The sequence below is a fragment of the Advenella kashmirensis WT001 genome, assembly GCF_000219915.2.
Lineage (GTDB): Bacteria > Pseudomonadota > Gammaproteobacteria > Burkholderiales > Burkholderiaceae_B > Advenella > Advenella kashmirensis.
In genome coordinates, this window is record NC_017964.1 from 2948002 (window position 1) to 2960568 (window position 12567).

Consider the following 12567-nt stretch of genomic DNA (forward strand, 5'->3'; position numbering starts at 1 on the left):
GATTGTCATTGTTGCGCGATAAATCAACCCTGGATGGTGATGTTGGCGTCGCTAATGGTCTTACGCCACTTGGCAATTTCGTCGCTTAGAAACGTGCCGAACTCCTCTGGCGTCATGGGCACGGCTTCCGACCCGCTGCCATGCATTTTCTCAATAACGCTTTTATCGTTCAACTGCGCATTGAGATTTTGATTGAACTGCTTCACCACGTCGGCCGGCGTGCCCGCGGGCGCAAACAGACCACTCCACGAATAGGCTTCGTAGCCTGGCAAGCCTTCGTCGGCGATGGGAGGCACATCCGGCGCCAGGTCCGATCTCTGGGGATTGCCCACACCTAGCGGAATCACCTTGCCAGATTTAATGAAAGGCAAGGCGGACGTGGCATCCGCAAACATCAACTGCACCTGCCCGCCCACCAGATCCTGAACCGCCGGCGCACTGCCCTTGTAGGGTACGTGCTGCAGCTCAATACCGGCCATGCTGGCAAACAAGGCACCTGCCAGGTGGGTGCCGCCGCCCGTTCCCGAGGAACTATAGGCAATTTTGCCGGGCTGGGCCTTTGCCAGCGCAATCAGCTCCTTAACCGATTTAACCTTCAGCGACGGATGGGCTACCAATATGATCGGAAAGCGTGCCACCATGCCCACCGGTACAAAGTCCTTCTGAATATCGTAATCCAGGGATTTATTCAGGCTGGGTAAAATAGCGTGGTGAATGGCGGCAAAAAAATAATTGTATCCGTCCGGTTTGGCCTGGGCCGACAGCCTGGCCCCCAGAATGCCACCGGCGCCCGCGCGATTTTCTATAACGGCTGTCTGCTGCCATTGCTTGGTCAAGCCATTGGTCACAATGCGCGCGGCCGTATCGACCGGGCCGCCCGGCGCAAAAGGAACAATAAAACTGACCGCCTTTGCCGGCCATTGCGCAGCAAAAGCCATGGCTGGTCGCAAACCGTATACGGCGGCAGCGCCATAAAGCGCGGATTTGAGCAATTGCCTGCGTTGCATCATCAGGGTTTTCAAAACAGTCTCCTTATTATCATGTTCATAATGACATGACGTTCTTGTGGGTTCTTCAACCTCCAATTATGCCGCGAGAACCTTCCATGCCCTGTTTTTTATACGTGAAGGATCCCCTCAGCGCTGCCGAAGACCGCCATGAGCTATTAAACAGCGGTTTCTGTATTGATATCTGATTCCTTTGTTCTATACGCGCGTACCTGCTCCAGACGATGACCATTGCGACGCGTTATCTCAAAACACCATTGCTGCCATTTAATGGTTTCTCCAATATCGGGGATTCGACCGACGATGCGCAGCAGGCAACCGGTCAACGTCGCATCCGTATGCTCCAGCAAATAGCCGTGGTGTTCAAGCGTTCTGCCGGCCTCTTCGATTCGCATACTCGGGTCAAGCAGCCACGAGCCATCCGCCAACTGTACTGCCTTTAACACTGCGTCAGCATGTTCAGGGAGTTCACCGCCAATTGCGGTCAACACATCCAGGGGTGTAAGCAGCCCCTCGCATACACCTCTTTCATCCACCACGATCAACAGGTGTTCCCGCGACCTTCTGAGCACTTCAAGCACTTTCAATGCAGGCATGGTCTCTATCACGTAATGAGGCTTGCGAGCCAGTTGCGCCAGGTCCGGTTCGCTACGCGACGACATATGATTTAAAAAGTCCTTGAAATGCAGTACGCCGATAACATTGGCCGCGTCTCCATCACACAGGGGCAAGCGCGCGTGTCCGGATGAAAATTTTTCGATCACTGTTGCAGCCGTGTCTTGTATATTCAGCCAGACCATTTTTCCCCGCGGCACCATGATGGATCGCACATCGCGTGCACCAATGTCCAGTACCCGTTCAATCATATTGCTTTCTTCTGGTGCGAATGCCGGCTCATCATCCAGACCGTCAATAAAAACAGCCTCGCCGTCGCTTTGAGTGTCCGTCTGCTCAGGGTGTTTTCCGGCACGCAACAGCCGCAAGACGGTTTGTGCGGTGCGCTGACGTCGATCCAACGCATGCTTGCGCCGAACCCGGTTGCGGCTCGAGAGCTGGTTGAAAAATTCGATCAAGATTGAAAATCCGATCGCAGCATATAAGTAGCCTTTGGGAACATGAAAACCCAGACCTTCGGCGACCAGACTGAATCCAATCATGAGAAGCAGGCCCAGACACAGAATCACCACGGTGGGATGCCGGCTTACAAATGCCATCAAAGTTCGGCTGGCCAGCATCATAACGGCCATCGCTATGACGACAGCGATCATCATAATACTCAGATCCTGTACCATGCCGACTGCGGTTATGACTGAATCCAGTGAAAAAACGGCATCAAGCACTACGATTTGCAAGATGACCTGCCAAAAGATGGCATGCTGGATTTTGCCTGTCGTTTCCCCATGAGTGCTGCCTTCGACACGCTCGTGCAACTCCATGGTGCCTTTGAACAAAAGGAAAACACCGCCAAATATTAATATCAGGTCGCGACCTGAAATCTCAGAACCAAACACTGTAAATAGTGGTGCCGTCAACGTTACAACCCAGGCAATACTGGCCAGAAGACCCAGACGCATCAGCATGGCCAGCGCCAGGCCGATCATGCGTGCTTTATTTCGTTGATGGGGTGGCAATTTATCGGCCAATATGGCAATAAATACCAAGTTGTCGATGCCCAATACAATTTCGAGCACAATCAACGTGGCCAGGCCGAGCCAGGCGGTTGGGTCAGCCATCCAATCAAAAATCATTTTAGATTCCTGCGAGTAAAAGAAAGAGAAGCGCGAACGCAAATGCCCCGCAGCAATGCATAGCGCTGCAGCAATAGGGAGAGGTGCCTGTCAGGGCAAAAAGACGGGTCGGCAAATAGCCGGAGGAAGGGCCAGGGCGTACTGACAGTGCAGCACGCCCTCATCGAAGGAGGTTTGTTCATAGTGGCGGACGAGCATAAACATGCGCGTCCTTTTCTTACAGATACCTGAATACTACAACATCATTAGCCTGTCCGACGTGTCTTTCTCTAATTTAGAATCAACTTTTGCTGTCGCGTCGTCGTTATTGAACTTCCATCGGCATAGAAATACCGCCATTTCATCATGCCCTTGCACTAGCGTTCATGCATCCGCTTCGACACATCGAGCAGGTGTCCAATGAATTTTTCTGCGTAGGCGGGCAGATCGCGTCCGGCCAGACGGCAGACATTGCGTTCGCGATCGGCCCATTCATCTGTGAGTTTGAGTATATGCAAACGCGGCGCCCGGCTGTAGGCGCGGGCGCATTCTACCGGTACGATTGCCAGCCCGATCCCTGCGTCAACCATGCGACACACTGCTTCGAAGCTGCCAACATGTACGCGCTGATGCAAGCGCTTGCCCAGCTTATAGGCTTTGTCATCCAGAAACGTCTGAATCGCGCTTTCCGGGTTTATGCCAATAAACTGATACTGGTCGATCAGCGTTTCAAATGAAATTTCCTTCAGATCCTTGAGCGGATGCGCCAAATGGGTAACGGCCACCAGTTCGTCGCGAAACAGCGGCACCACATCCATGCCATCCAGATTGACGTTGCTGGAGACAATACCAATATCTACCGAGCCGCCACGAATGGCAGAGACAATTTCCTTGGATAATTTTTCTTCCAATTCAATATCAATATCGGGATTTTCGGCCAGGAACGTCGACAACGCTTCGGACATGAACGAGTGGGTGGCCGCAGTATTGGCCATGATCCGCAGCTTGCCCTTGATGCCGGTGGAAAACGGCTGCAGCTCGGCATGCATGCATTCGAGCTGCTGAAACACCCCCTTGGCATATTTCAGAAAGACCTCGCCGGCCGGAGTGACGCTCACGCCGGTAACCTGGCGAATCAGCAGGCGGACCTTGAGGGAGTCTTCCAGATTCTTGATTCGGGCGCTGGCAGCCGGCAACGACAGAAAGGTTTTTTCCGCGGCCTTGGTCAGGTTAGAGACTTCACCAATATTGATGAACAGTTTAAGGTCTGTCAGGTCATAGCGCATCTTAAGCTTACACGAAGGGGGTGGTTGAGAAATACGAACAATGCTGTCCGCCATTATGGCCTATCATGAAATACAGCAACAATAGATAGTAATCCCTAACCGGATCGACGGCCAAGCCGGCGAGCGGATGCCTAAAATTTTAGAGGAGAAGCCGATGGGCTCAATTGCAGAAGGAAAAGTAGTGATTGTCACCGGTGCCGGTGGTGGTATTGGCCGGGACATTGCAATCGCCTATGCCAAGGCCGGTGCAAAAGTGGTTGTCAATGATATCGGGGTGTCTTTGAGCGGCCAGGGTGGAACCGATGGCCCCGCGCATGCCGTGGTCGACGAAATCACCGCTGCCGGCGGCACTGCAGTGGCCAATACCGACAGTGTCGCCGGTTACGAGTCGGCCAGCCAGATTGTGCAGACCGCCATGGACCATTTCGGTCGTATTGATATCGTCGTCAACAACGCCGGAAACCTGCGCGACCGCCTGTTTCATAAAATGAACGAAGAGGAATGGCGTCAGGTCATTGATGTGCACCTGCATGGCACATTTTTTGTCAGTCGCGCTGCCGCGCCCTATTTCCGCGAACAAGAATCAGGCGCTTACGTGCACATGACCTCAACGTCCGGGCTGATCGGCAATTTCGGCCAGTCCAACTACTCCGCAGCCAAGCTGGGCATCGCCGCCCTATCCAAGTCTATTGCACTTGACATGGCCCGGTATAACGTCAGGTCCAATTGCATTGCGCCGTTTGCCTGGAGCCGCATGACCAGCTCCATTCCGGCCGAAACGCCCGAAGAAAAAGCGCGGGTGCAGAAACTGCAGAAAATGGAAACGCATAAAATCGCACCGATGGCGGTCTATCTGGGCAGCGATGCCGCAGCGGAAGTGACAGGCCAGATTTTCGGGGTACGAGCCAATGAAATTCTCCTCTTTAGCCAGCCCCGTCCAGTGCGGTCCGTGCACATGTCTGAAGGCTGGACGCCCGAGCTGATCGCCCAGATCGCCATTCCGGCCATGCAGGGCCAGTTCCATAAACTGGAACGCTCTCCCGACGTGATCAACTGGGATCCCATCTGATTACAAGGAGCAGCCGCATGCCACTGGACTACGAACGGATCAAGAACTGGCGTTTTGCCGACACTCGCCACAGCTATACGCAACGCGACAGCATACTGTATGCGCTGGGTATCGGCCTGGCGCGCGACCCCCTGGACCCATCACAACTGCAATTTGTATATGAAAAGCAGCTGCAGGCGTTTCCCACAATGAGCAGCATTCTGTGCTATCCGGGCTTCTGGATGCAAGACCCGGCAACTGGTATCAACTGGGTCAAACTGGTACATGGTGAGCAACGCAGCATCTGGCACAAGCCACTGGCCGCCGAAGGCGTACTGACCGGCAAGACACATATTTCGCATGTGATCGACAAGGGCGCCGACAAGGGCGCACTGGTCATTGCCGAACGCAATATGTACGATGCAGACAATGCGCTGGTGGCCACCATCCAGCAGACCACGTTTTGCCGTGCTGACGGTGGCTTCGGACAGGGTGATGCCCCTGTGGCTGCCCTGCCAAAGGTACCTGACCGTGCGCCGGATTATCGACGCAAGATTGCCGTGGCGCCCAATGCTGCCATTCTTTACCGATTGAACGCCGATCCGAACCCGCTGCATATTGACCCGCAGACAGCTGCTGCGGCTGGATTCGAACGGCCGATTCTGCACGGACTGTGTACCTACGGACATGCCGCAAGAGCGGTTGTTCAGGACTGCTGCGACAACGACCCGGCTTTGCTATACCGTTTCGATGCCCGTTTTTCGGCACCAGTATATCCGGGGGAAACACTGGTGTGCGACATCTGGCGCGAAGGCGCGGACCAGATTCATTTTCAGGCCAGCGTCCAGGAACGCGATGTCATTGTGCTCAGTAACGGCTTTGCCGCTCTGCGCGGCACGCAGTAACCGGAGAATGACGCTGGCTTGATCACGCTGGCAACACTCAGCATCCTCTTGCATCACAGCCAATCACAGCAATTTGGCAGACAGCGAAATGAGAAAATGCCGGGCAATGCCGGCATTTTCTCAATTTCTTCGCGTGCAATAAAAACTAGGCGACCTGGTTCCAGGCCCATAGTGCAACAACAATACCAAAGACGATACGATACCAGCCGAAAGGACGATAGGACGCACTGGACAGAAAGCGCATCAGGCGCGCACCACAACCAGTGCACTAATATAGGCGGCAACAAAGCCGAGCAGGACCGCAAGCAGATTACTCTGGCTCAACTGGCCACCGTGCTTGTACAAGCTCAATACCGTGGCGGCGATCATGGTTGGCATGGCCAGGAAAAAAGAAAACTCGGTCGCCGTCTTGCGGTGAATGCCGGCCATCATGCCGGAAATAATCGTTGCACCTGAGCGCGATGTACCCGGAATCATGGCCAGGCATTGAGCAAACCCCACCACCAGCGCCTGTTTCCAGGTGATATCTTCCAGGCTTCTTGTCTGATGGGCCAGCTCATGTTCCTGCAGTGTGGTGTGCTTGGCCATTGTGGGGCGTCGTTCCACCCACAACATAATGATGCCGCCCACCACAAGCGTAAAGGCGTAAACCATGAACTTGCCATCAAGCAGTTGACTAATGTGTTTGATCAGCAGCAGGCCGATAATGGCCGCCGGCAAAAAGGCAATGATCAGATTCATGGTAAATCGCTGCTCGGTCCGGTTACCGGTGAACGTGCCCACGATAATCTCACGCAGCGCTGCCGGTACAACCACATCACCGCCAGAATGGATCCGAGCTGGATCACGATTTCATACACCTTGAATTGCCCGGAGTCAAAGCCGATCCAGTCGCCCAGAATCAGCAAATGGGCAGTGCTGGAAATCGGCAGAAATTCGGTTATCCCTTCGACAATACCCAGAAAAACGGCTTTAAACAGGTACCACACTTGATCCATAATGACGGGCTCCGAACCGGACAACAATTTACTGCTTCAGCGAAATCAGCATTTGAGTGAAGATTTTGGGACTGGCGGCCAGCACATTGCCGGTTTGTTGCCAGGTTTGTTCCCCTTCGAAATCGGCAATAAGGCCGCCTGCTTCCAGAATCAGCAGGCTGCCTGCGGCCAGGTCCCAGGGCTTGAGGTGAACCCCGCAATAGCCGTCGAAACGACCGGCGGCAACATAGGCCAGCTCCAGTACGGTCGCGCCAAGCGACGAAAGCCGGAACAGTCGTCGACCAGCCCGTAGTAGCGCTCGGCGCCGGTACGGTTAGAGCCGGAAACAGAAGGAAATCGGCCAGCGATCAGAGCGTCGGAAAAGCGGGTCCGGCTGCCGACGCGCACGCGGCGGTCATTCAGAAAGGCGCCACCACCACGAGTGGCAGTAAACATTTCATTGCGGGCTGGGTCGTAGACCACGGCCTGCGTGACGACCCCCTTGTGCAACAGGGCGATGGACACGGCGTAATTGGGAAACCCATGTACGAAATTGGTGGTGCCATCCAGCGGATCAATCACCCACTGATATTCCGGCACTTCGTTTTCCTTGTCCTTGGCCCCCGGAATATGACCGGATTCCTCGCCCAGAAAAGCGTGGTCCGGATAAGCGTCGCGTAACACCTCGATCACTGCCTGTTCTGCGTTCCGATCAATTTCGGTAACATAATCGTTGGGGCCTTTGCGTGCAATCTGGACTTTATCCAGATCGAGACTGCCACGATTGATAATGGCGCCGGCACGGCGGGCAGCACGTACGGCGATGGTGAGCATGGGGTGCATAGCTTTCCAGACTTCGGTTGAGTAGTAAAATACGCATTTTAATGGACAATAAAGCAGACTTCTGCAATTCCCATCATTTCTGTCCATATTCATGCCGTTCGAAGGAATTTTATGTCACCGTTACATAACCGGGTCCGCTTTATCATGGTCTCACCAACCCACCCTGGCAATGTGGGTTCTGCCGCAAGAGCAATCAAAAACATGGGATTTGGCGATCTGGTTCTGGTCAATCCGAAAGATAGCGGTATCCTGGCCCATGAGGAGGCCCTGGCGCTGGCCAGCGGGGCTACCGATATCCTGGAGAAGGCGCATATCGCGCCCGACCTGGATACGGCACTAACCGGCATTACCCTGGCCTTTGCCCTGACGGCCCGCACCCGCGACATGGGCCCGCCGTCGCTGGACATCCGCCAGACAGCCCAGCTATCGCGAACGCATCTGAATAATCATGCCGATACATGTATTGCAATTGTGTTGGGAACCGAAAGAACGGGGTTGGACAATGACGATATCAGCCGCTGCCATCGCATCTGCCATATTCCCGCCAATCCGCAGTACAGTTCCCTGAACGTTTCACAAGCCCTGCTGCTGGCTGCGTGGGAACTGAACTACGCCATGCAGGCACCGCCGGCAGCCCGGCATACCAGCGCCCTCCCCCCTGCCCAGTCCAGCAATTTGCTTCCCACCGCGACACTGCCGTCAACGGATCATTCTGATCTGTTGCTGTCGACCCCCGCCCATGGCTACACAGACAGTTCCTCCCGCGACTATGCCCCCGCAGAAAAGGTGGAAGCGTTCATCAATCACTGGGAAAGCGCACTGATCGGCATCGATTTTCTCAATCCCAATCATCCGAAAAAGCTGATGCCACGCATGCGCTATATGTTTACGCGCATCCACATGACCCAGGAAGAAGTGGATATGATGCGCGGGGTATGCACCAACATTCTGAAAACGGTCTACCGGCCGTAAGCGAACTGTTGCAGTCGGACTGGGCCAGTACCTGAAGGTTGAGGCAGACCGGCCATGGCACCGGCAGTCCCTGTTTCGCAATACCGGCGCACCTGCTGCGCCAATCCGCTGTTTTTAACAGACGCGAACGCGGCGGTGACCACCTGGTTGGCTGACGTATTACGCCAGGCCTCGCTGGCATGCTCCGCCTGGCATCTGCCGGTACGACAACGTCAGATGCTCAGGCGTGGTTATTTGGCGCCATTCTGATTGTTGGAGTCTACGGCCTGTACTGCTACTCGTAATGGGCTTGGGCTTTCAAACCCTTCTTCTTTCAGACGCATCGGGACCTCACGATTCAGATCGTTCTGCAGGTTGAAGAAATTGTCGGCACTGGCCCAGACACGCAATGTGAGGGTGATGATGCCGTCCTTGCGATCGCCCACGAAGACCGACGGCGCAGGCATTTTCATCGCGCCGGGCTGTTCGTCGATCAGTTTGAGCAGCACGTCGATCGCCCGATTGACGTCATCGCCATAACAAATATAAGCAGGTATGTCCATACGACGGTTGTGGTTACGACTCAAATTGATGATCGTGCCATTCCAGACCGTACTATTGGGAATCGTTACCTGCACACCATCGGCCTGCACAATCCGCGTCAGAAACAGCCCCACTTCGTCTACGGTACCGGAAATGCCTGCCGCCACCGTCACGCTTTCCCCCACACGCAGAGGCCGCAAGCCCAGCAGCATGATGCCGGCCGCAATATTTTGCAGTGTGCCCTGCAAAGCCAGGCCGATAGCCAGGCCGGCGGCACCCAGCACCGCAATCAGGCTGGCTGTTTGCACACCGAATTGCGACAGTACGGCGATAATCGTAAAGATCCGTACACTCCAAATCACGACCGTGCGGAACATGGGTATGATCGTCGGATCGATTTTTTCCGACCTGGCACTCAGGCGCTGTACCATATTGCCCAGCCACCTGGAGACGGTCCAGCCAATGCCCAGAATAACGAAAGCGACCACCAGATCAACGGCAAAGCGCTGTAAAAAGGGCCAGAAACTTTCGATTTGTTGAATATCCATATAAATCACTCTCTTGCATGTTTTTTCAAAAAACACCTGACCCGCCTGCGGCACTGCTGGCGGACAGGCCCACGCCAATTGCGGGCATTCGCTATGTCAGGATTTTAACGTGTCATAATGACAGAATATACTTCAGGACAGCAAAGCGACACCAGTTTCCGGCACCATATTACAGGACAGCAAAGCTTGCGTATGGGATCAGATTGCAATATGGCCCGCTTTGGTCAATGACCATAACAATCAGCGCTTATCCATGAACACACAGCAAAGTACGCCTTCTACCTTTCATTCACCACAAAGAATCGGTTTTTCCAGTTTTCGTGACCCGGTCCTGGCTTTTGAAGAACTGCTGCGCATTTACGAGCGCAATACACTTTTCATCCGCGAGTCCTTTTACCGCTACATCAGCGGCGAAAACAGGTCTGATCAGCGCACGCGCGCCTGCTATCCTGCTATCCGCCTGCATGTACCCGACCATCAGGAAGTCGATTCACGTCTGTCATACGGGCATACCACCGAACCCGGCCTTTATCAAACGACCATCACCCAGCCCCAGCAGTTCAAAAGCTATTTACTTGAGCAAATCGGGCTGATCATGAAAAACCACCAGTTACCTGTGGAAATCGGCGAATCCGATATCCCCATCCCCTTGCATTTCGCCTTTACCGGCGGCCAGTATGTTGAAGGCGTCTATGCCGACACGATCGGCTCTTCCCTGCGCAATTTCTTCGATGTCCCGGATCTGGCCGTCATGGACGATGCCATTGTCAACGGAACCCTGCGGGAAGAACCCGGCCAGCCAGGACCACTGGCTCCTTTTACCGCGCCACGCATTGACTATTCATTGCACCGTTTGCAGCACTACACAGCCACCGCGCCTGAACATTTCCAGAATTTTGTCCTGTTTACCAATTACCAGTTTTATGTCGACGAGTTTATTGAGCGGGCCGCCCAATTGATTGAAGACGACGCCTCGGGCTATACAGCCCTGGTCGAGCCGGGCAACCACATAACGCGCAAGGGGCGACCGGATCCGTCCCAGAGATTGCAACGATTGCCGCAAATGCCGGCCTATCACCTGAAGCGAGAGGATGGCAACGGCATCACACTTGTCAATATTGGCGTGGGGCCGTCCAATGCCAAGACCATAACCGACCACATCGCCACATTGCGACCCTCGGCCTGGATCATGCTAGGCCATTGCGCCGGACTGCGTAACACGCAACGCCTGGGCGACTATGTGCTGGCGCACGGCTATGTGCGTGAAGATCACGTGCTGGATGCCGATCTGCCGCTATGGGTGCCGGTGCCGCCGCTGGCGGAAATCCAGGTTGCCCTGGAACATGCTGTTGAAGAAATATCCGGGCTGTCTGACTGGGAACTTAAACGGATCATGCGGACCGGCACCGTAGCCACCATCGATAACCGCAACTGGGAGTTGCGGGACCAGCATGAACCGGTACAACGTTTCTCACAATCGCGGGCCATTGCACTTGACATGGAATCGGCAACCATCGCTGCCAATGGTTTTCGCTTTCGCGTACCGTACGGCACGCTGCTGTGTGTGTCGGACAAGCCCCTGCATGGCGAACTGAAGCTGCCCGGCATGGCCTCGGACTTCTATCGAAAGCAGGTCAGCCAGCATTTGCGTATCGGCATGCGGGCGCTGGAAAAATTGCGTGAGATGCCCCGCGAGCGGCTGCATTCGCGTAAACTGCGCAGCTTTATAGAAACCGCTTTTAAATAACACGTATTTTGAATTCCGTTATCAATGCCGCTTTTCCGGTTTTTGCGCTGATTCTGATCGGATACATCGCCGCTCGCCGGCGGATCCTGTCGGACCAGGCAAGCCAGCATCTCAATAGCTATGTGGTCTGGCTGGCGTTGCCGGCGCTGCTGTTTCACGCCATGGCCACGGTCAGCTGGGAAGAACTGAACCAGGTTCCTTTCATCCTGGCCAGTACCGGCGGCATGCTGGCGACCTTTTTCATTTTCATGGTCTGGCAACGGCGTCGTTTCAGCCTGCCGGACAATAGTGTAGCCAGCCTGTCCGCCTCTTATAGCAATGCGGGCTATATGGGGCTGCCGCTGTGCATGCTGGCCTATGGCCAGGCCGGTATCATCCCGGTCGTCATTACCATGATACTGACCGCCTGCGTCCTGTTTGCCCTGTCCATTGTCTGCCTGGAAACCGGACTGAAAAACATGCTAGTGTATGGACCAGCCTGGGTCATACCGGTGTGGCATTGGCAAAAAATCCGCTAATTGTCTCGCCCGTGGCAGGCATGGCCCTATCTGGCCTGGGCATTACATTGCCGGCGCCGCTGGCCGAACTGGCACGTCTGCTGGGCAGTTCGGCCAGCCCGTGCGCCTTGGTTACCATTGGCCTGTTCCTGGCGCAAACGCGCAGTATCCGCCCTCACCCGGCACTGGGCGCGGTTCTTTTCATGAAAATGCTGTTTCTGCCGGCTGCCACGGCATTCCTGGCTTTTATCGTTTTTGACATGCCACCGGTACAACGCGAAGCGGCCGTACTGCTGGCCGCCCTGCCCATCGGCACCGGCCCCTTCATGCTGGCCACCATGTATCAGCGTGATACGCATCTGGTCTCGCAATCCATCTTTATTTCAACTGTGCTATCGGTCATCAGTGTCTCTGTGCTGCTTGCCTGGTTTCAGGGATAGCCCCCGGGCAGCCGAATCACCGTCCACACCCTGCACGCATGCGCTGTA

At 54.9% G+C, this 12567-nt stretch carries 10 protein-coding genes and 2 pseudogenes; 6 read left to right on the top strand and 6 right to left on the bottom strand.

The window, feature by feature from the left end; all coding sequences use genetic code 11:
• Nucleotides 1–23: 23 nt before the first annotated feature.
• From TKWG_RS13840 to TKWG_RS13850, 3 genes are all read right to left on the bottom strand, one after another.
• Nucleotides 24–1022 carry a Bug family tripartite tricarboxylate transporter substrate binding protein gene (locus TKWG_RS13840; RefSeq protein ID WP_014751426.1) on the bottom strand — a complete coding sequence of 333 codons (999 nt, stop codon included), beginning with the start codon at nt 1020–1022 and terminating at the stop codon, nt 24–26.
• A 143-nt stretch (nt 1023–1165) separates the two neighbouring features.
• A complete protein-coding gene (locus TKWG_RS13845) occupies nt 1166–2755 on the bottom strand; it encodes a TerC family protein (protein ID WP_014751427.1) in 1590 nt (529 codons plus the stop codon).
• 356 nt (nt 2756–3111) lie between these two features.
• A complete protein-coding gene (locus TKWG_RS13850) occupies nt 3112–4020 on the bottom strand; it encodes a LysR family transcriptional regulator (protein ID WP_014751428.1) in 909 nt (302 codons plus the stop codon).
• Between the two features lie 154 nt (nt 4021–4174).
• Here TKWG_RS13850 and TKWG_RS13855 point away from each other — a divergent pair, with 154 nt between their 5' ends.
• Both TKWG_RS13855 and TKWG_RS13860 read left to right on the top strand, forming a co-directional pair.
• On the top strand, nt 4175–5089 hold the full coding sequence (locus tag TKWG_RS13855) for an SDR family NAD(P)-dependent oxidoreductase (RefSeq protein ID WP_014751429.1): 915 nt from the start codon (nt 4175–4177) through the stop codon (nt 5087–5089).
• Between the two features lie 17 nt (nt 5090–5106).
• Nucleotides 5107–5973, top strand: a complete 867-nt coding sequence (locus TKWG_RS13860) for a MaoC/PaaZ C-terminal domain-containing protein (protein ID WP_014751430.1) — start codon at nt 5107–5109, stop codon at nt 5971–5973.
• A 145-nt stretch (nt 5974–6118) separates the two neighbouring features.
• Here the strand turns inward: TKWG_RS13860 and TKWG_RS13865 are convergent.
• A pseudogene (locus tag TKWG_RS13865) lies at nt 6119–6974 on the bottom strand (undecaprenyl-diphosphate phosphatase).
• A gap of 25 nt (nt 6975–6999) precedes the next feature.
• Nucleotides 7000–7793: pseudogene (locus tag TKWG_RS13870) on the bottom strand (inositol monophosphatase family protein).
• 111 nt (nt 7794–7904) lie between these two features.
• On the opposite strand from TKWG_RS13870, the gene TKWG_RS13875 reads away from it, so the two are divergent.
• On the top strand, nt 7905–8765 hold the full coding sequence (locus TKWG_RS13875) for an RNA methyltransferase (protein WP_014751432.1): 861 nt from the start codon (nt 7905–7907) through the stop codon (nt 8763–8765).
• A gap of 230 nt (nt 8766–8995) precedes the next feature.
• Here the strand turns inward: TKWG_RS13875 and TKWG_RS13885 are convergent, their stop codons facing one another.
• The gene (locus tag TKWG_RS13885; RefSeq protein ID WP_050981729.1) at nt 8996–9835 is read right to left on the bottom strand and encodes a mechanosensitive ion channel family protein; all 840 of its coding nucleotides are present in this window, start codon (nt 9833–9835) and stop codon (nt 8996–8998) included.
• Nucleotides 9836–10088: 253 nt separating this feature from the next.
• Here TKWG_RS13885 and TKWG_RS13890 point away from each other — a divergent pair, with 253 nt between their 5' ends.
• From TKWG_RS13890 to TKWG_RS25120, 3 genes are read left to right on the top strand one after another with little or no spacing between them, the layout of a single operon-like run.
• Nucleotides 10089–11582: an AMP nucleosidase gene (locus TKWG_RS13890; RefSeq protein WP_014751435.1), complete on the top strand. Its 1494-nt coding sequence runs from the start codon at nt 10089–10091 to the stop codon at nt 11580–11582.
• 8 nt (nt 11583–11590) lie between these two features.
• A complete protein-coding gene (locus TKWG_RS25115) occupies nt 11591–12100 on the top strand; it encodes an AEC family transporter (protein ID WP_014751436.1) in 510 nt (169 codons plus the stop codon).
• Complete coding sequence (locus TKWG_RS25120; protein ID WP_014751437.1) at nt 12076–12519, top strand: AEC family transporter; 444 nt, start codon at nt 12076–12078, stop codon at nt 12517–12519. Before TKWG_RS25115 ends, TKWG_RS25120 begins: the two co-directional genes overlap by 25 nt.
• Nucleotides 12520–12567: the final 48 nt, after the last annotated feature.

What these genes read in the sequence shown, in the direction of transcription:
- TKWG_RS13860 (WP_014751430.1), top strand. Translation starts at nt 5,107, where the DNA reads ATGCCACTGGACTACGAACGGATCAAGAACTGGCGTTTTGCCGACACT.
- TKWG_RS13885 (WP_050981729.1), bottom strand. Translation starts at nt 9,835, where the DNA reads ATGGATATTCAACAAATCGAAAGTTTCTGGCCCTTTTTACAGCGCTTT.
- TKWG_RS13845 (WP_014751427.1), bottom strand. Translation starts at nt 2,755, where the DNA reads ATGATTTTTGATTGGATGGCTGACCCAACCGCCTGGCTCGGCCTGGCC.
- TKWG_RS13875 (WP_014751432.1), top strand. Translation starts at nt 7,905, where the DNA reads ATGTCACCGTTACATAACCGGGTCCGCTTTATCATGGTCTCACCAACC.
- TKWG_RS13855 (WP_014751429.1), top strand. Translation starts at nt 4,175, where the DNA reads ATGGGCTCAATTGCAGAAGGAAAAGTAGTGATTGTCACCGGTGCCGGT.
- TKWG_RS13850 (WP_014751428.1), bottom strand. Translation starts at nt 4,020, where the DNA reads ATGCGCTATGACCTGACAGACCTTAAACTGTTCATCAATATTGGTGAA.
- TKWG_RS13890 (WP_014751435.1), top strand. Translation starts at nt 10,089, where the DNA reads ATGAACACACAGCAAAGTACGCCTTCTACCTTTCATTCACCACAAAGA.